An 18,516-nucleotide genomic window follows, 5' to 3' on the forward strand; every position below is an offset into this window, starting at 1 on the left:
GGGGAAAGGCGAAGGCAGGCATGCCTCAGCCGATCTTGATCTTGGTGTCCGCCGTGAACGCATAGGGCGGCACCGGCAGGTTGAGCGGCGCCGGGCCCTTGCGGATGCGGCCCGAGGAATCGTAGTGCGAGCCGTGGCAGGGGCAGAACCAGCCGTCGAAATCGCCCCTGGGATCGCCGGGCGAATTGCCGAGCGGAATGCAGCCGAGATGGGTGCAGTTGCCGTAGACGACGAGGAACTGCGCCTTTCCTTCCTTGACGCGGGCCTGGTCGGTCTGCGGATCGGGCAGGGTCGCGACATTGACGGCTCGCGCCTCATCGATCTCCTTCTGCGTGCGGTGACGCACGAAGATCAGCTTGCCGCGCCAGAACAGCTTGATCGCCTGGCCTTCCGCGATCGGCGCGAGATCGACATCCATCGGCGCGCCGGCGGCGATTGTCTGCGCGTCGGGCGCGAGCTGGCTGACCAGCGGCACGATGACGGCGCCGAGGCCGACGACGCCGGCGGCGCCTGTCGCCAGAACCAGGAAGTCGCGCCGCGTGCCTTCGGTCGGCGCCGCGCCTGTCGCTGCCATATTGGTCGGTTGGGCCACGATCCGATCCCCTGCTGTGCCGCAAGCCTTGGAAGGCTTTCAATTCAACTCCAGAGCTCCTGCATAGGAGCAGGCACCGCACGCTGCAATGCGGCGGCGCGTCACTGGCGCGCTCTTTGGCATGCAGTTTGGACGAAGTCTACTATGCCCGCGCCGCATCCGGCATGCAGGAGCCAGGGCGCAAAACGCTGCGGCCAAGCGGTTTTCGGCTCAGGCCGGAACCTTTTCGGGATCCGACGCGGCGATGAAGCCGCCGGACTGGCGCGACCAGAGCCGGGCGTAGAGCCCGCCCCGCGCGACCAGTTCGGCATGGCTGCCGGCATCGACGATGCGGCCCTCGTCGAGCACGATCAGCCGGTCGAGCGCCGCGATCGTCGAGAGCCGGTGCGCGATGGCGATCACGGTCTTGCCCTGCATCAGCGTCGTAAGCTGGTCCTGGATCGTCGCCTCGACCTCCGAATCGAGCGCGGAGGTCGCCTCGTCGAGGATCAGGATCGGCGCGTCCTTGAGCAGCACGCGGGCGATGGCGACGCGCTGGCGCTGGCCGCCCGAGAGCTTCACGCCGCGCTCGCCGACGCGCGAATCGAAGCCCTTGCGGCCCTCCTGGTCCGACAGGCCCTCGACGAAGTCATGCGCCGAGGCCTGGCGCGCCGCGGCCGCGATCTCGGCCTCGCTCGCGCCGATCCGGCCATAGGCGATGTTGTCGCCGATCGAGCGGTGCAGCAGCGAGTTGTCCTGCGTCACCATGCCGATCTGGGCGCGCAGCGAATCCTGCGTCACGCCGGCGATGTCCTGCCCGTCGATCAGGATGCGCCCGCCCTCCAGCGGATAGAGCCGCAGCAGCAGGTTGACGAGCGTCGACTTGCCGGCGCCCGACGGGCCGACGAGGCCGATCTTCTCGCCGGGCCCGATCTCGAGATCGAGCCCCTCGAACAGCCCGGCCTTCTTGCCGTAGTTGAAGCGCACCGCCTCGAACCGGATCGCGCCGTCCTCGACGACCAGCGGACTGGCGTCGGCCGCGTCGGTCAGATCGTGGGGCTTGGCGATCGTCTCCATGCTCTCCTGCACCGAGCCGATGTTCTCGTACAAGCCGCGCACGAGATGGATCAGCCAGGTCGACATCTGGACGAGCCTGAGCACGAGCCCGATCGAGGCCGCGACCGCGCCCGGCGTCATCGACCCCGCGCTCCACAGCCACAGGCAGAGCCAGGCCGTGACCACCACCAGCAGGCTGTTCATCGTCTGCAGGATGACGCTGACGCCGGTTATCAGCCGCGACAGGTCGAGGAAGGAGGCGTTCCAGCGCGTCAGCGAATCGCGCACGGCCGAACGCTCGGCATCGGCGCGGGCGAAGAGCTTGACGGTGAGGATGTTGGTGTAGGCGTCGACGATGCGGCCCGTGGTCGAGGAGCGGCCGAGCGAGTTCGCCTCCGAGCGTTTCCTGGCGCGAGGCACGAAATAGCTGAGCAGCATGACATAGGCCCCGAGCCAGACCAGCACCGGCAGGGCCAGCCAGAGCGAGGTCAAGCCGAAGAACCCGAGCGCGACCGAGACGAAGATCAGCGCGTACCAGAGGTCGTCGATGATCTCGATCGTCGCGCCGCGAATCGACTGCCCGGCCTGGATCACGCGCGAGGACAGCCGGCCGGCGAAGTCGTTCTGGAAATAGCCGAGCGCATGGCCGAGCGTATAGACGTGGTTGCGCCAGCGGATCTGGTTGGTGACCTGCGGCGCCACGACCTGATCGACGATGGCGTGATTGGCGAAATAGATCAGCGGCCGGACCACGACGAGCAGGAAGGCCGCCCCCGCCAGCAGCCAGCCATGATCTCGAAAGATCGTCGCCGGCGACTGGGTCGCGAGCAGGTCGACGAACCAGCCGACCATCAGATACATCGCCGCCTCGATGCCGCTGAAGCCGAGCCCCGTCAGCATGATCAGCGCGAGCCAGCCCTTCACGCCCTTGATGTGATGCCACATGAAGGGCCAGACCCCGCGCGGCGGCGTCTCGCGCTCGTCGAAGGGCGCGAACACGTCGATCTGGCGTTCGAGGGTGCGGAACAGGCTGGAAAACATTCCCGCCGCCCTCCTCCGGATCGGCATCGTGATCTTGCGTCTACCGGCATATGGGGCGGTTTGCCGGGTTTGGCCACACGCTTGACGCATGCCGTCCGACCAGTCGATGACCACGGTCTTACGGTTCCGTCATCGTCGAATGCGCCAGCATGCTTGGCCTCGCCCTCTACCAGCCCGACATCCCGCAGAACGCCGGCACGATGATCCGCATGGCGGCCTGCCTCGGCGTCGCGGTCGAGATCGTCGAGCCGGCCGCCTTCGACGTCTCCGACCGGCACTTTCGCCGCTCCGGCATGGACTATCTCGAACGGGCGGCGGTGACGCGGCACGACTCGTTTGCGGCCTTCGAGGCCTGGCGGCGTGAGGCCGGCCGTCGCCTGATCCTGGCCGAGACGGACGGGGCGACCGCCCATGTCGATTTCGCCTTCCGGGTCGGCGACATCGTCATGGTCGGGCGGGAATCGGCCGGCGTGCCGCCCGAGGTGTACGCGGCGGCCGATGCGGTCGTGCACGTGCCGATGCGGGAGGGCCTGCGCTCGCTCAACGTCGCGGTTGCGGCGGCGCTGGTTCTGGGCGAAGCCTTGCGGCAGGTGGGTGGGTTTTCAGCGCCCTCCGCCTCGCCATCAAAAGAATGACGCAGGGGAGACCGCTGGATGAACGACAAGACGGCCGCGGACGCCGCCCCCGCCGACATGGCCCTCGCCGAGTCGATGAAGCCCCGCGCCCGCGCCTGGTTCGAGACGCTGCGCGACCGCATCTGCGCCGCGCTCGAAGATATCGAGGACGAGGCGGCCGGCCCCTTCGCGCCCGAGGCCGACGCCGCGACGGCGGGACGCTTCGTGCGCACGCCCTGGAGCCGCGCCAACCATGACGGGGCCGAGGGCGGCGGCGGCGTGATGTCGGTGATGAGTGGCCGCGTCTTCGAGAAGGTCGGCGTCCATGTTTCGACCGTCCATGGCGCCTTCCAGCCGGAATTCGCCGGCCAGATTCCGGGCGCGGCCGAAGACCCACGCTTCCACGCCACCGGCATCTCGCTGATCGCCCATCCCTGGAATCCGCATGCGCCGACCGTGCACATGAACACGCGCTTCGTCGTGACGACGAAGCCCTGGTTCGGCGGCGGTGCGGACCTGACGCCGGTGCTGGTCCGGCGGCGCACTCAAGGCGATCCGGACTCGGTCGCCTTCCACGCCGCGATGCGAGAACCCTGCGAGCGCTTCGCGCCGGTCGCCGACTACGACCGCTTCAGGCAATGGTGCGAGGAGTACTTCTTCCTCAAGCACCGCAACGAGCCGCGCGGCATCGGCGGCATCTTCTACGATTACCTCTGGTCGGGCGATCCCGACGGCGAGTTCGCCTTCACCCAGGCCGTCGGCGAGGCCTTCCTCGGCGTCTACCCCCGGATCATGCGCGCCAACATGGCCAAGCCCTGGACCGAGGAGGACCGCTACGAGCAGCAGGTCCGGCGCGGCCGCTATGTCGAGTTCAACCTGCTGCACGACCGCGGCACGATCTTCGGGCTGAGGACCGGCGGCAATGTCGATTCGATCCTGTCCTCGCTGCCGCCGACCGTGCGGTGGCCCTGAGAGGATCAGCCTGACAGGGCGGCGACGGCCCGGTCGACGAAGGCCGTTTGCGCGTCGCATGGCTCCGGACAGCCGGCCTCGATCCAGTCGTGGCGCGCCCGGTCGAGCACCCGCCCGACCAGCGGGCCCGGCGGCACGCCCTGAGCCGTCACGTCGCGCCCGCTTGGCTGGAAGGCCGGCGTCCGCGCCAGATCGGCGATCAGGGCCTGCGTCCGCTCGCTCGTGCCCGGCCCGGCCGATGCGGCCAGCAGGACGAGAGCCCCCGCCACCGCATCCGCCCCAACGCGATGCGCCAGATGGCGCAGGGTCGCCAGCGCCGGTGCGCCGACACGGCCCGCCAGCGCTTCCAGCGCCGCCGCGAGCCGCGAAATCCGGTCGAACTCCTCGTTCGAGAGCCGCAGCCGCTCGCGCAGCCGCGACGCGTCCTCCGTGATGTCCACGGCGAGCGCCGCGAGCCGGAAAGTGGGATAGACCTCGCCCGCATCGTCGCGTCCCGCGATCGCGGCGAAGCGCGCGAGGCGCGGCACGCCGCCGAGCACCGGCATCAGCAGACCGCCGCCGGCCATCTCGGCCAGCGCCTCGGCCGCGCCCCGCGCGACCACGAGCTTTAGCATCTCGGTCCGGACGCGCTCGCGCGACAGACCTTCCAGCCCGGCCCGGCCGGCGATGCAGGCTTTGAGCCCGTCGCAGTGAGGCGCGCCCTCGCCATAGCGGGCATGGAAGCGGAAGAAGCGCAGGATGCGAAGATAATCCTCGGCGATGCGGGCGTTGGCGTCGCCGATGAAGCGGATTCTGCGCGCGGCGAGGTCGTCGAGTCCGCCGCAGAAGTCATGGATCGCGCCGTCGCGGTCGAGCCCGAGCGCGTTGACGGTGAAATCGCGCCGGAGCGCGTCTTGCGCGAAATCGCGGCCGAAGGCGACCTTGGCGCGGCGGCCGTCGGTCTCGATGTCGCGCCTGAGCGTCGTGACCTCGAAGCTCGCGGCCATCCCGACCAGCGTCACCGTGCCGTGCTCGACGCCGGTCGGCACCGGCTTGAAGCCGGCGGCCTTGCCGCGCCGCATCGTCTCGTCGGGCAGGGCCGTGGTGGCGAGGTCGATGTCGCTCGCCGGCTCGCCGAGCAGGAGGTTGCGCACCGCGCCGCCGACGATGCGGGTCTCCTCGCCATCGCCGTTCAGCGCGGCGAGCACGGCCGCCAGCGCGGGCTGACGCAGCAGCGCCTCGATCCGCGCCTGCCGGCTCGTCATCTGAGGCGGCTCCTCATCTGAAGCGACCCGGCACCAGCCGCCCGTCCTCCATATGGGGCGGCTCGTAGGCGCCCTGGTTGCGCGGCGCGATCCAGCCGCCCCAGGCGATCAGCGCGATCACGAAAGCGAGCCCGACGACCGAGAGCCAGAACCAGTGCCGCGCCCAGTGCTCGACGTCGAGCGGATTGCGCCGCTTGACCACGAGATAGCCCGCGAAGATGCAGAAGGGCAGGACGAAGAGCAGAACCTCTTCGATGATCGAGCGCAGCATGCAAATGGCGTCCAGTTCAGATCAGCCGGCCAGCCGCTCATAGAGATTGCGGATCATGCCGGCGGTTGCGCCCCAGATATAGCGATCGCCGAAGGAAATCGCATAGTAGGTCCGCAGCAGTCCCTTCCATTCGCGGCCCTCGCGCTTGTGATTGGCCGGATCGAGCAGGAAATCGAGCGGCGCCTCGAAAGCCTCTTCGACCTCATGGGCGTTGAGCGTCAGCGCGAACGGCGGCTCGACCAAGGCCACGACGGGCACGATGCGGTAGCCGGTGCCGGTCAGATAGGCGTCGAGGAAGCCGAGCGTGCGGACATGGCTCCGCGCCAGCCCGATCTCCTCCTCCGTCTCGCGCAGCGCCGTGACCACAGGCGAGCCGTCGATCGCATCGACGCGCCCGCCCGGAAAGGCGACCTGCGCCGAATGGCTGCGCAACGCCGCCGCGCGCTGCGTCAGCAGCACGGTCGGGCCGCTTTCGCGCAGGATGATCGGGATCAGCACGGCGGCCTGCACCGCCGCGTTCTCGTCGGGCGGAGCCATCGGCTGCGGCTGCATCTCGTGGTCGCCGCGCGGCCGGCTGATCAGGTCTCCCGGCGCGGGCGGCTCAGGCCGCAGCCGCTCCTGCGCCAGCGCCGCGAATTCGGCGGCCGACAGTTTCAACGCCTGCATCAGAGCCCTTCGATCTCGCTTGCCGGAACGGCCGGATAGAACCCGCCCGCGACCGCGACCCCGAACATCGCCTTTCCCTCGACCGCACGCACCTCGCCCAGCGCCAGGAGGTCGTAGGTCAGGGCCCGCGTCAGCCGCGCCCAGAGATTGCGCCGGACCAGCACATAGGGTTTCAGCCCGTCGCTGTCGGCGCGGGCGAATCGCAGGGGATGCTCAGGGCCCGCGCTGACGACATCGTCGACCTGCGTGCGGAAGGCGAGCGAGCGCCCGTCGCCCACCCCGTCCACAGCCATCTCGACGGCCTGGAAGGGCGCGTCCTCGACCATGAGGCCGACCTTCTCGACAGGGGTCACGAGAAAGTAATCGTCGCCCTCGCGCTTCAGGACGGAGGAGAAAAGCCGGACCAGCGCCGGCCGTCCGATCGGCGTGCCGAGATAGAACCAGGTTCCGTCGGCGGCGATGCGCATGTCGAGATCGCCGCAAAACGGCGGATTCCAGCGCTCCACGGGGGGTGGACCGCTCTCTTTTCCGTTGCGCAATGCGCCGAGCAGGCGCTCCATGGCGTTGTCGGGACGGCTCATCGAAATCCCCGTGCGCGCCGACTGCGGCATATTGGTTGCATCGCGTCCTCTGCCTTGAACTCTACATAATCGTGAAGCCGAGTTCCGCGTACCGCAACGTCGGCGCTCTTGAGCCAGCGCGGCGACCGGCCCACACTTAACCGCCCAGAGCCGAACGGGTTCGAGGCGAGCCGGCCCGGATGACGACCGCATGCGGCGGAACGACGACGAGGAGAGCGAGATGGCAGCGCAAGTCTCACCCATGCAAGCCCGCACGGTGGAAGCCAGGGAGCCGATCAATCTCGACAGCGGAATCGTCGAGGCGGCCGAGGCCGCGCTCGGCGCGATCGGCGCGGCCCGCACCGAGATCGGCCGCGTCATCTTCGGCCAGCAGAAGGTCGTCGACCTCTCGCTGATCACGCTGCTCGCGGGCGGCCACGGCCTCCTGGTCGGCGTTCCCGGCCTCGCCAAGACCAGGCTCGTCGAGGCGATGGGCACGGTGCTCGGCCTCGCTGCGAGGCGCGTCCAGTTCACGCCCGACCTGATGCCCTCCGACATCCTCGGCTCCGAGGTGCTCGACGAGAGCGCCGAGGGCAAGCGCCATTTCCGCTTCATCAAGGGGCCTGTCTTCGCCCAGTTGCTTATGGCCGACGAGATCAACCGCGCCTCGCCGCGAACCCAGTCGGCGCTGCTGCAGGCGATGCAGGAGCACCATGTCACCGTCGCCGGCGAGCGCTACGACCTGCCCGCGCCCTTCCATGTGCTCGCGACCCAGAACCCGATCGAGCAGGAAGGCACCTATCCCCTGCCCGAGGCCCAGCTCGACCGCTTCCTGCTCGAGATCGACGTCGCCTATCCCGACCGCGAGGCCGAGCGCCGCATCCTGCTGGAAACCACCGGCGCGTCGGAGCACAAGCCCGCTCCGGCGATGACCGCCGAAACGCTGATGTCGACGCAGCGACTCGTGCGCCGCCTGCCGGTCGGCGAGAACGTTGTCGACGCGATCCTCGATCTCGTCCGCTCGGCCCGTCCGGGCGACGGCGACCCGGCCGTGACCGACAAGCTCGCCTGGGGCCCCGGCCCCCGCGCCAGCCAGTCGCTGACGCTGGCCTGCCGGGCGCGCGCGCTGGTCGAGGGCCGGCTCGCGCCATCGGTCGACGACGTCGCGGCGCTGGCGCTGCCGGTGCTGAAGCACCGCATCGCGCTCACCTTCGCGGCCCGCGCCGATGGCGACACGGTCGAGGGCGTCATCGGCAAGCTCGTGGAACGGCTGGGATAGGGGGCGACAGGCGATGCTGCGCACGCGCGTTCTAGGCCGAGCCGAACGCCAGCCGGCCAAGCCGGTTCTCACCGCCTCGCTCGATCTCGCGGCGCGTCTGCCGCGCCTGATCCTGGAGGCGCGCCGGGTCTCGGCCAGCGTGCACGGCATCCATGGCCGCAGGCGCGCCGGCCCCGGCGAGACCTTCTGGCAGTACCGCCCGCTCGTCACCGGCGAATCCTCCTCGCGCATCGACTGGCGCCGCTCGGCCCGCGACGGCCATCTCTTCGTCCGCGAGCGCGAATGGGAGGCGTCCCACGCGATCTGGCTCTGGATCGACCGCTCCTCCTCGATGGGCTTTTCCTCCACGCTCGCCATGGCCTCCAAGGTCGATCGCGCGCTGGTCTCGGGCTTCGCGCTGGCCGAGACGCTGGTCGACGGCGGCGAGCGCGTCGGCCATCTCGGCCTGACGCGGGCGATGGCCTCCCGCCGCATCGTGGAGCAACTGGCGCAGGCGATCCTGGTCGACGCCAGGGGCGCCGATCTCGACCTGCCGCCAGACGGCCCCCTGCCGAGGCTCGCCGACGCGATCATCATCACCGACGGGCTCTCGCCCGCGGCCTCGCTGGCGCAGCGCATCGCGACGATGTCGTCGAGCGGCGCGCGCGGCCACATCCTGCTGATCGCCGATCCGATCGAGGAGACCTTTCCCTTCACCGGCCAGGCCGAGCTCTTCGATCTGGAGGACGGGCTCTCGCTGCGCGTCGGCGACGCCGGCTCCTGGGGCGTCGAGTACCGCCAGCGGCTGGAAGCCCATCGCGACGCGATCCGCGAGGCCTGCCGCAAGGCCGGCTGGACGCTGACCCTGCACCGCACCGACCGGCCCGCGAGCGAGGGCGTGCTGCGCATCGCCAGCCTGATCGCGACCTCGCGCGGCGGCGGCGGGGGGCGATGAGACCATGCTGAGCTCGCTCCCCCTCGCCTTCTCCGCTCCGCTCGCTCTGGCCGCGCTGGCGCTGCTGCCGGCGCTCTGGCTGATCCTGCGGGTGACGCCGCCGCGCCCCAAACGCATCGACTTCCCGCCGCTCAAGATCATGGCCGACCTCGTCGCCAGGCGCGAACTGCCGGCCCATACGCCGTGGTGGCTGCTCGCCCTGCGCATGGCCGTCGCCGCGCTCGCCATCCTCGCCGTCGCCGGCCCGGTCTGGAATCCGCCGCGCGACGCAGGCCCGCTGCGCGGCCCGATGCTGCTGCTGATCGACAACGGCTTCGGCGCGGGCCCGGACTGGCCCGAGCGCCTCGCCATCGCCGAAGCGCGCGTCTCGGCCGCCGCCCGCGAGGGTCGCCCGGTCGCGCTGCTCGGCCTCGCCGAGGCCCCGGCCGCGATCGCGCTGTCTGAACCCCGCGCCGCGCTCGAACGCCTGCGCGCCTTCGCCCTGCAGCCGCATGCGCCGGACCGCTCCGCCCATCTCGCCCGGATCGAGACCTTCCTGGCCAGCGCGCCCGACGCCGAGATCGTCTGGGTCGCGGACGGCTTGGGCATCGGCGGCGACGAGAGCGCCTTCCTCGCGCGATTGAGACAGGTCGCCGATGCGGGCCGGCTTTCGATCCATACGAGCCCCGCGGACCAGCTCGCTCTGGCCAACCCCGAGAACCTCGCCGGCGCACTGACCGTCAAGGTGCTGCGGCCGAGCCCGGCGGCGGCCGCGACCGGCCAGGTCCGAGCGCTCGACCTGAAGGGCCTGCCGCTCGGCGACGCGCCCTTCGTCTTCGAGGGTTCGGCGCTGGCGACCAGCGCAAGGCTGACCTTGCCGATAGAGGTCCGCAACGCCGTCTCGCGGCTGGAGATCGTGAACGAGCGCTCGTCCGCCGCCGTCGCTTTGCTCGACGACCGGGCCAAGCGCCGCCGCGTCGGCATCGTCTCGGGCGCGACCACCGACACCGCGCAGCCGCTGCTCTCGCCGACCTATTACGTCTCGCGCGCGCTCCAGCCCTTCGCCGAGGTCAGGGAGCCGCGCCCGGGCTCGACCGACCCGGTCGGCGAACTGCTGGCGCAGAACCTCTCCGTGCTGGTGCTCGCCGATATCGGCGCGCTCGACCGCGACACGGCGGCCAGGATCGACGCCTTCATCGCGCGCGGCGGCGTGCTGCTGCGCTTCGCCGGCGCAAGGCTCGCGGCGGCGTCCGACGACCTGACGCCGGTTCGCCTGCGTCGCGGCGGGCGCACCTTGGGCGGCGGCCTGTCCTGGGAGACGCCGCGCAAGCTCGCGCCCTTCACCCGCGAGAGCCCGTTCTTCGGCACGCAGGTCAACGACGACGTCCGCGTCAGCCGCCAGATTCTGGCCGAGCCCGAGGCCGACCTGGCGCGAAAGACCTGGGCGGCGCTGGAGGACGGCACGCCGGTCGTCACCGGCGAGCGGCGCGGCGACGGCATGATCGCGATGATGCACGTCACCGCCGACACGACCTGGTCGAATCTGCCGCTGTCGGGCCTGTTCGTCGAGATGCTGCGCAAGATCGTCGGCCTTGCCGGAACGGGGCCAGCGGCGGACGTGCAAGCAGAGGATGCGCGCGTGGAAACCCTGTCGCCGACCCGCGTGCTCGACGGACGCGGCGCCTTCCGCGCGCCGCCGGCCACCGCCCAGCCCGTCGCGCGCACCTTCACCGGCCGCGCCACGCTCGCCCATCCGCCCGGCATCTACGGCCCGGCCGACGCCTCGCTCGCGGTCAACGCGCTGAGCCCGACCGACACGCTGTCGGCCATCGACCTCGCCGCGCTCGGCGCGCCGATCCTGCCGGTCGACAAGCCGATCGCGCTCGACATCCGCCCGCAACTGCTGGTCTCAGGCCTTTTGCTGCTGATCGCCGATACGCTGGCGACGCTCTGGCTCGGCGGCAGGCTCAACGTCGCGCGCATGCGCCGCCGCGCTGCACCGGCCGCGATCCTGCTCGCCGTCGCGCTGGTGCTCGGCTTCGCTCCGGACACCGCCCGTGCCCAGCCGGCGCCGACCGTCCCGGCGGACCAGAAGCCGCCGATCCCGCGCGAACTCTTCGCGGCGGGCGCGGTGACGCGGCTGGCCTATGTCGTGACCGGCGACCCGAACGTCGACGCCATCTCGAAGGCCGGGATGGCCGGGCTCAACCTCGTGCTCGGCGCGCGCACCGCGCTCGAACCGGGCGAAGCGGTCGGAGTCAATGCCGAGCGCGACGAACTCGCCTTCTTCCCGGTGCTGTACTGGCCGATCGTCGCCGGCCGGCCGATCCCGGCGCCCGAGACGCTGCGCAAGCTGGAAGCTTATATGAAGGGCGGCGGGCTCGTGATCTTCGACACGCGCGATGCGCTCTCCGTCCGGCCCGGCGCCGGCGCGACGCCCGAGGGCGAGCAGTTGCGCCGCATGCTCCAGACGCTCGACATCCCCGAACTTGAGCCGCTGCCGCGCGACCACGTCCTGACCAAGACCTTCTACATCCTCGACAGCCTGATCGGCCGCTACGACACCGGCACGACCTGGGTCGAGATCCTGCCGCCCGCGGGCGAGGACGGCCGTCGCCCGGCGCGCGCCGGCGATAACGTCTCGCCGATCGTGATCACCTCGAACGACCTCGCCTCGGCCTGGGCGGTGGGGCGTCGCGGCGAGGCGATGGTGCCGCTTTCGGGATCCGATCCGCGCCAGCGCGAGATGGCGCTCAGGGCCGGCGTCAACCTCGTAATGTATGCGCTGACCGGCAACTACAAGGCTGACCAGGTTCATGTCCCGGCCCTGCTGGAACGTCTGGGGCAGTGATGCTGCGCTTCATCGTCATGAACGCGCCCTTCCCCTCATGGTCGGGCTTGTCCCGACCATCCACGTCTTCGTTCGTCGAGCGCCGCGACGAAGACCTGGATGCTCGCCACAAGGGCGAGCATGACGGAGACGGCGGAGTCATGGTCAGTGGCCCGGCAGCCAAGGCCACAAATCGGATCGTACGCTGATGTGGAGCCTCTCCTTCGCGCCGCTCGTCCCGCTGCCGCTGCTGATCGGGCTGGCCGCCCTGGCTGCGCTGGCGGCCGGCGCGGCGATCGTGCTGGCGGGCGGGAGCGCCGTGCTGCGCGCGCTGGCGCTGGCCGTGCTGACGATCACGCTGGCCGACCCGTCGCTCGTCTTCGAGGATCGCGAGCCGGTCAAGGATGTCGTCTCCGTCGTCGTCGACCGCTCGGCCTCGAACCGGCTCGCCGATCGCGGCCAGCAGGCTCAGGCCGCGCAGGCCGAGGTCGAGCGGCAGTTGCGCGGCCTCACCAATGTCGAGCCGCGCATCGTCGAGGTCCGCGACGCGCAGGGCTCCGGCGACGGCACGCGGCTGTTCGAGGCCTTGGCCGCGAGCCTCTCCGACGTACCCTCCGAGCGGGTCGCGGGCGCGATCGTCATCACGGACGGGCTCGCCCATGACGCGCCGGCCAATGCGGAGGCGCTCGGCCTGCGCGCGCCGCTGCATGTGCTGACGACCGGGCGCGAGCGCGAGATCGACCGCCGCATCGTGCTGGTCGATTCGCCGCGCTTCGGCATCGTCGGCAAGGACCAGTCGGTGCGCCTGCGCGTGCTCGAGAAGGGTGGGCCGGGCCGCGCCGGGCTCATCATCCGCCGCGACGGAGAGGTCATCGCGCGCCGCGAGGTCACGGCCGGCGAGATCGTGCAGGTGCCGGTCAGGATCGACCGCGGCGGGCCGAACGTGATCGAGATCGAGGCCGCTCCGCTCGACAACGAACTGACGCTCGCCAACAACCGCGCCGTCATCACCATCGAGGGCGTGCGCGACAAGCTCCGCGTGCTGCTGGTGTCCGGCGAGCCGCATCCCGGCGAGCGCACCTGGCGCAACCTGCTCAAGGCCGACGCCAATGTCGACCTGGTGCATTTCACCATCCTGCGCCCGCCGGAGAAGCAGGACGGCACGCCGATCAACGAGCTCTCGCTGATCGCCTTCCCGACGCGCGAGCTGTTCCAGGTCAAGATCAAGGAATTCGACCTGATCATCTTCGACCGCTACGCCAACCAGTCGATCCTGCCGCTGCTCTATTTCGACAACATCGTGCGCTATGTTCGCGAGGGCGGCGCGCTGCTCGTCGCGGCGGGGCCGGAATATGCCGGCTCGCAGTCGCTCTCGCGTACGCCGCTCGGCCAGATCCTGCCGGCCCAGCCCGACGGCACCGTGGTCGACGAGGCCTATCGCGCCCGCGTCAGCGAGCTCGGCAAACGTCATCCCGTCACCCGCGACCTGCCGGGCTCCGAGGTCGAGCCGCCGCGCTGGGGCGAATGGCTGCGCATGGTCGGCGCGCGCGCCCGCACCGGCTCGCCCGTGATGACAGGCCCCGGCGACCGCCCGCTGCTGATGCTGGCGCGCGAGCAGAAGGGCCGCGTCGCGCTCTTGCTCTCCGACCATGCCTGGCTCTGGGCCCGCGGCTTCCGCGATGGCGGCCCGCATCTCGACCTGCTGCGCCGGCTTGGTCACTGGCTGATGAAGGAGCCCGATCTCGAGGAGGAGGCGCTGCGCGCCAGCGCCCGCAACGGCGTCATCGAGGTCGAGCGCCAGACGCTGTCGGACAATCCCGGCCCCGTCACCATCACCGGCCCAGGCGGCGCCTCGCGCTCGGTGCCGCTGGAGCCCGGCCGGCCCGGCCTGTTCACCGCCCGCATCCCGAGCGGCGAATTCGGCCTGCACCGCGTCTCGGGCGACAACCTGACCGCCTTCGCCAGCCTCGGGCCGGAAAACCCGCGCGAGCTGATGGAGGTCGTCAGCAGCCCGACGCAGCTTGCGGCGCTGGCCGAGGCGACCGGCGGCTCCTCGCGCCGCATCGGTCAGGAGACAGGCTCGGCCGTCAACGTGCCGCGCATCGTGCCGGTTCGCGCCGGAACCGGCTTTGCCGGCGCGGACTGGATCGGCCTCAGGATCAGCGATTCCGGCATCGTGCGCGGGGTGCGGATCTCGCCGCTGTTCATCGGGCTGCTCGGCCTGGCGCTGCTCTTCGGCGCGCTCGTCGCCGGCTGGCTCGGCGAGAGCGGGCGCAGGTTCAAGCGGACGGGCGAGACGGGCTGAGGGCACGCTCCGCCCAAAATCGTCATGGTCGGCCTTGTGGCGAGCATGACGGCAATGCTTTGGGGGCTCGCTACCTGATCGCCGTCACCGCGCCGTTGCGCTGGGCCAGCACGCCCTCGACCAGCTCCAGCGCCAGGAACCGCGCCGGATCGGCCGGCCCCGGCAGCACGAGCTGGCCCGGCGGGATCATCCCAAAGCCGAAGCGGGCGTAATAGGGCGCGTCGCCGACCAGCAGGATCAGCGCGTGTCCCGCCTCCCGGGCCGAGTCGATCGAGCGGGTCATCAGCGCGGCCCCGATGCCCTTGCCCTCGAAGGCGGGGTCGACCGTCAGCGGGCCCAGCATCAGCGCCCGCCCGTCGCCGGCCAGCACCGGCGTCACCCGGACCGAGCCGACCAGGAAGGTGCCGACATGGGCGGCATAGCTCAGGCCGGCCTCCGGCGGCACGCCCTCGCGCAGGCGAAAGGCCGTGCGGGCGAAGCGCCCCGGCCCGAAGGCGCGCTCATGCAGCCGCTCGATCGCGGCAGCGTCGACGGGAAGTTCGTGGCGGATGGTCAGCGGCAGAGACGTCATGACGGGCAAGAACCTGCGACGGGAGCACGAGGGCATGGCCGCGCGGCGGCATGCCGGAGGAGCGCGTGTCAGCGCGCCGGTCGTCGCAGGGTGGAAGGGACGTGCCCGTCGGTCATGGCGGCGGGCTGTAGCAGGACAAAGGACGGTCGTCCATCGCGATCGCGATCGCGGCTATTGCCTTGCCCGCCCGGCCGGATTGCCGTCAACTCGCGGGACATGGCGGGCGCGCCCTGCCCCGATGACAGGCCGGCTATCCTTCGGGACGACGCGGCCCTGCCGAAATGACCAAAGGAGGATACCCATGGCGAGGCATTTTCGCGCGGTTTGCGCACTCCTTATCCTCACCGGCCCGGTCGCCGCGCTGGCCCAGCCGGCTCCCCCCCGCGACGAGTTCTTCTGGCTGGGCGAGATCAACAAGGCGACCGCCGTGATCAACAGCAGCGAGGGCCTGCTCGACCCCGCGCTGGCCCCCAGGCTCGCCGCCGGCATCGCGAAGGTGATCGAGGCCGGCAACCGGGCGGGCGGCAAGCGACCTTCCACCGTGATCAGCTTCGAGCCGCTCCTGATCGAGGCCGCCGGCGTCGAGGTGACGCTGTTGCATGCCGGCCGGTCGAGCCAAGACATGCATGCGACCTATCGCGCCGCGATCCTGCGCGACGGCCTGCTCGACCTCGCCGACCAGCTCAACCGGACGAGCCGGACCATGGTCGACCTGGCCGGCCGGCACGCCGCAACCATCGTTCCGAACTACACCAACGGCGTCGCGGCGCAGCCCAACAGCTACGGCCATTACCTGCTCGGCCATGCCGCCGGGCTCGACCGGGACGCGCAACGCATCCGCGAGGCCTATGCCCGGATCGACCGCTCGCCGATGGGCACCACCGTCCTGAACGGCACGAGCTGGCCGCTGAACCGCGCCCGCATGGCCGATTACCTCGGCTTCGCCGCGCAGGTCGACAACGCCTATGACGCCGCGCAGATTTCCTCGGTCGACCTGCCGGTCGAGACGGCCGCGATCGTCACCGGCATCGCGCTGCATGTCGGCAGTTTTGTCGAGGACGTGATGGCCCAGTACAGCCAGTCGCGGCCCTGGATGCTGCTGCAGGAGGGCGGCGGCAATACCTATGTCTCCAGCGCCATGCCGCAGAAGCGCAATCCCGGCCTGCTGAACAGCACGCGCGAGGAGGCCTCGACCGCGATCACGCTCGCCATGGGCCCGGCGATCAGGGCCCACAACCTCCCGCCCGGCATGTCCGATGCCAAGGATGCCAGAACCAATGCCGCGCTCGTCGCCAGCGCGATCAAGACCCTGCAGGGGCTGGACAGGGTCCTGAAGGGCCTCGTGGTCAGCCCCGAGCGTGCGCTGGAAGAGCTGAACAGCGACTGGACCGCGTCGCAGGAGCTGGCCGACGTGCTGATGCGAAAGTACAAGCTGCCCTTCCGCGTCGGCCACCATTTCGCCTCCAACATCGTCGACTTCGCCAAGGACAACAATATCAAGCCGAGCGACTTCCCCTACGCACAGGCGCAGGCGATCTTCCGCAAGGCCGTGGCCGGGACGGACCAAGGCGAGCTGCCGATGAGCGAGGCCGAGTTCCGCGCCGCGCTCGACCCCGTCGCGATCGTCAGGAACCGCGCCACGGCCGGCGGTCCGCAGCCGGCCGAGATGGAGCGCATGCTGAAGGCGGCGCAGGGCAGGCTCGCGGAGCAGGAAGACTGGATCAAGGCGAGGCGCGAGCGCATCTCCGGCTCGCTGGCCAGGCTGAACGCGGACTTTTCCGACCTGGTGAAGAGCGCGAACTAGGGAGGCGCGGCCTACCAGTCGGCGGGAGGCCGTGCGCCGCCGGCAATCTCCGCCAGCCGCCTTCGCGTCCCCGCCGTCGTCCCCTCCGGCAACGCGTCCAATGCGAACCACCCCGCCTCCGCGATCTCGCGGTCCGGCTGCTTGACGCTCCCGACCGCGAAGGCCCGCACGACGAAGACGGCGACATGGTCGCGCCGCGACAGCGCCCGGTTGAAGAACAGGCCGTGCAGGACCGGTTCGCCCGTAAGCCGGATGCAGGCCTCCTCGCGCAATTCCTTGGCGAGCGCGTCGAGCAGCGTCTCGCCGACCTCGACGCCGCCGCCCGGCAGGTGCCAGCCCGGCGTGTAGGTATGACGCACCAGGAAAACGCGGCCGGCCTCGTCGAATATGGCGGCGCGCACGCCGAGCGTCATGCCGCGAACCAGCCGGAAATACAGGTGCAGGACGCGCCCGAAGGCGCGGCGCAGCCCTCTGAGCGGGCGATCGCGCCGATTTTCGCCCTCGAAAGGCCGATTCTGGCTCACGGCTGCGCTGAATCCCAAGAAACCGTTAATTATCTATGCATAAGACGCATAACAGAGGCCCATTTCAAGTTCCGTTACGTCACAAACGCGCCGCAAAGCAGGCAGAAAACATGATTTCACCGCTGGGGACTACCGTCATGCTGCTCACCTTCATCATCGCTCGCCTTCGCGCCAAGCCGGCCTATGTCTGGCGTCCGGCGCTGACGCTGACCGATTCGCGCATCGTCTCCGAGCTGACCGGCGCCGCCAACTGAGGCGTTTGGGCTTGAAGCCTGCGTCGTTGCCGGCACCCTTGCACGCTTGACGGCGCGGGGGCGCAAGGGCAAGCGCTAGGCCGTGTTCAAGCTCGCGCATCTGTCCGATCCGCATCTCGGCCCGCTCGCGGGCTTCTCGCTGCACCAGTTGCTGGGCAAGCGCGCGACCGGCTATGTCAACTGGCGCCGCAAGCGTCGCCATGCCCATGACATGGAGATCCTGGCGCTGATCGTCGCGGACATCCGCGCGCAGACGCCGGATCATATCGCCTGCACAGGCGACGTCGCCCATATCGGCCTGCCGAACGAGTTCAAGACCGCCGTCGCCTTCCTCGACACGCTGGGCGCGCGCGACAGCGTCAGCTTCGTGCCGGGCAATCACGACGCCTATGCCCGCTCCTCGCTGAAGGCGCTGGCGTCCCATCTCGGCCCCTGGTGCCGCAGCGACGACGCCGCGATCGGCTATCCCTGGTATCGCCGCCGCGGCGGGGTCGCGCTGATCGGCCTCAACACCGGCCTCCCGACCATGCCCCTGATGGCGACGGGCAAGGTCGGCCGCGAGCAGACGGCCAGGGCGGAGGCGCTGCTGAACCGGGCGCGCGAGGACGGCCTGATCCGCGTCATCCTGATCCACCACCCGCCCTATGTCGGCGGGGCGCGGCGCTCGCGCGAAATGGTCGACGCCGAGGCGTTCGAGGCGATGCTGGCGCGCACCGGCGCCGACCTCGTGCTGCACGGCCACAACCACACCTTCTCGCTGGCCTGGCGCAAGGGACTGGGCCGCGACGTGCCGATCGTCGGCGTGCCGTCCTGCTCGATCGGCCCGCGCGGCCATGGCGAGATGGCGACCTGGCACCTGTTCCGGATCGAGGGCGACGCGTCCGCGCCCCGGATCAGCGTCGAGCAGCGCGGCTTCGAGCTCGACGGCTCGGTGATCATGCGCCAGCAGATCGCGCTCCACGCCAAGCCGGTGTGACTCCACTGCCCCTCATGCTCGTCCCTGTGGCGAGCACCCCGTCTTGGCCGCAGCGCGCGACGGCG

Annotated in this window: 17 protein-coding genes; 9 read left to right on the forward strand and 8 right to left on the reverse strand. The window is 70.5% G+C overall.

Features of this window, described 5'->3' with window-relative positions; translation table 11 throughout:
• Positions 1–25: 25 nt before the first annotated feature.
• Both petA and AC1RRW_RS00515 read right to left on the reverse strand, forming a co-directional pair.
• The gene (gene petA / locus AC1RRW_RS00510; RefSeq protein ID WP_492899019.1) at positions 26–574 is read right to left on the reverse strand and encodes a ubiquinol-cytochrome c reductase iron-sulfur subunit; all 549 of its coding nucleotides are present in this window, start codon (positions 572–574) and stop codon (positions 26–28) included.
• 228 nt (positions 575–802) lie between these two features.
• Positions 803–2,668 carry an ABC transporter ATP-binding protein gene (locus AC1RRW_RS00515; RefSeq protein WP_492898123.1) on the reverse strand — a complete coding sequence of 622 codons (1,866 nt, stop codon included), beginning with the start codon at positions 2,666–2,668 and terminating at the stop codon, positions 803–805.
• Positions 2,669–2,817: 149 nt separating this feature from the next.
• Between AC1RRW_RS00515 and AC1RRW_RS00520 the strand changes: the two genes are divergently transcribed.
• A complete protein-coding gene (locus AC1RRW_RS00520) occupies positions 2,818–3,303 on the forward strand; it encodes a tRNA (cytidine(34)-2'-O)-methyltransferase (RefSeq protein WP_492898125.1) in 486 nt (161 codons plus the stop codon).
• An 18-nt stretch (positions 3,304–3,321) separates the two neighbouring features.
• A complete protein-coding gene (gene hemF / locus AC1RRW_RS00525; protein WP_492898127.1) occupies positions 3,322–4,254 on the forward strand; it encodes an oxygen-dependent coproporphyrinogen oxidase in 933 nt (310 codons plus the stop codon).
• Between the two features lie 5 nt (positions 4,255–4,259).
• Here the strand turns inward: hemF and AC1RRW_RS00530 are convergent, their stop codons facing one another.
• From AC1RRW_RS00530 to AC1RRW_RS00545, 4 genes are read right to left on the reverse strand one after another with little or no spacing between them, the layout of a single operon-like run.
• Entirely contained in the window at positions 4,260–5,498 is a 1,239-nt protein-coding gene (locus tag AC1RRW_RS00530; RefSeq protein ID WP_492898129.1) for a CCA tRNA nucleotidyltransferase, read from the reverse strand.
• 13 nt (positions 5,499–5,511) lie between these two features.
• A complete protein-coding gene (locus tag AC1RRW_RS00535; RefSeq protein ID WP_492898131.1) occupies positions 5,512–5,769 on the reverse strand; it encodes a DUF6111 family protein in 258 nt (85 codons plus the stop codon).
• A gap of 21 nt (positions 5,770–5,790) precedes the next feature.
• A complete protein-coding gene (locus tag AC1RRW_RS00540) occupies positions 5,791–6,435 on the reverse strand; it encodes a CoA pyrophosphatase (protein WP_492898133.1) in 645 nt (214 codons plus the stop codon).
• A complete protein-coding gene (locus AC1RRW_RS00545) occupies positions 6,435–7,016 on the reverse strand; it encodes a DUF1285 domain-containing protein (protein ID WP_492898135.1) in 582 nt (193 codons plus the stop codon). The genes AC1RRW_RS00540 and AC1RRW_RS00545 overlap by 1 nt, the downstream gene beginning before the upstream one ends.
• A gap of 241 nt (positions 7,017–7,257) precedes the next feature.
• On the opposite strand from AC1RRW_RS00545, the gene AC1RRW_RS00550 reads away from it, so the two are divergent.
• From AC1RRW_RS00550 to AC1RRW_RS00570, 5 genes are read left to right on the forward strand one after another with little or no spacing between them, the layout of a single operon-like run.
• Positions 7,258–8,274 carry an AAA family ATPase gene (locus tag AC1RRW_RS00550; protein WP_492899020.1) on the forward strand — a complete coding sequence of 339 codons (1,017 nt, stop codon included), beginning with the start codon at positions 7,258–7,260 and terminating at the stop codon, positions 8,272–8,274.
• A 13-nt stretch (positions 8,275–8,287) separates the two neighbouring features.
• Complete coding sequence (locus tag AC1RRW_RS00555) at positions 8,288–9,208, forward strand: DUF58 domain-containing protein (RefSeq protein WP_492898137.1); 921 nt, start codon at positions 8,288–8,290, stop codon at positions 9,206–9,208.
• 7 nt (positions 9,209–9,215) lie between these two features.
• Positions 9,216–12,038 (forward strand): DUF4159 domain-containing protein, encoded by a 2,823-nt coding sequence (locus AC1RRW_RS00560; RefSeq protein WP_492899021.1) that lies wholly within the window; start codon positions 9,216–9,218, stop codon positions 12,036–12,038.
• Positions 12,038–12,226 (forward strand): hypothetical protein, encoded by a 189-nt coding sequence (locus tag AC1RRW_RS00565; RefSeq protein ID WP_492898139.1) that lies wholly within the window; start codon positions 12,038–12,040, stop codon positions 12,224–12,226. The genes AC1RRW_RS00560 and AC1RRW_RS00565 overlap by 1 nt, the downstream gene beginning before the upstream one ends.
• The gene (locus AC1RRW_RS00570) at positions 12,226–14,322 is read left to right on the forward strand and encodes a hypothetical protein (protein ID WP_492898141.1); all 2,097 of its coding nucleotides are present in this window, start codon (positions 12,226–12,228) and stop codon (positions 14,320–14,322) included. The genes AC1RRW_RS00565 and AC1RRW_RS00570 overlap by 1 nt, the downstream gene beginning before the upstream one ends.
• Before the next feature lie 70 nt (positions 14,323–14,392).
• Here AC1RRW_RS00570 and AC1RRW_RS00575 read toward each other — a convergent pair whose 3' ends face one another.
• On the reverse strand, positions 14,393–14,893 hold the full coding sequence (locus AC1RRW_RS00575) for a GNAT family N-acetyltransferase (RefSeq protein ID WP_492898143.1): 501 nt from the start codon (positions 14,891–14,893) through the stop codon (positions 14,393–14,395).
• Positions 14,894–15,194: 301 nt separating this feature from the next.
• Between AC1RRW_RS00575 and AC1RRW_RS00580 the strand changes: the two genes are divergently transcribed.
• On the forward strand, positions 15,195–16,697 hold the full coding sequence (locus AC1RRW_RS00580) for an argininosuccinate lyase (RefSeq protein WP_492898145.1): 1,503 nt from the start codon (positions 15,195–15,197) through the stop codon (positions 16,695–16,697).
• A gap of 11 nt (positions 16,698–16,708) precedes the next feature.
• On the opposite strand, the gene AC1RRW_RS00585 is transcribed toward AC1RRW_RS00580, so the two are convergent.
• Complete coding sequence (locus AC1RRW_RS00585; RefSeq protein ID WP_492898147.1) at positions 16,709–17,221, reverse strand: NUDIX domain-containing protein; 513 nt, start codon at positions 17,219–17,221, stop codon at positions 16,709–16,711.
• A gap of 336 nt (positions 17,222–17,557) precedes the next feature.
• On the opposite strand from AC1RRW_RS00585, the gene AC1RRW_RS00590 reads away from it, so the two are divergent.
• Complete coding sequence (locus AC1RRW_RS00590; RefSeq protein WP_492898149.1) at positions 17,558–18,451, forward strand: metallophosphoesterase family protein; 894 nt, start codon at positions 17,558–17,560, stop codon at positions 18,449–18,451.
• Positions 18,452–18,516: the final 65 nt, after the last annotated feature.

The organism is Allobosea sp. GW821-FHT12C12, assembly GCF_058807355.1.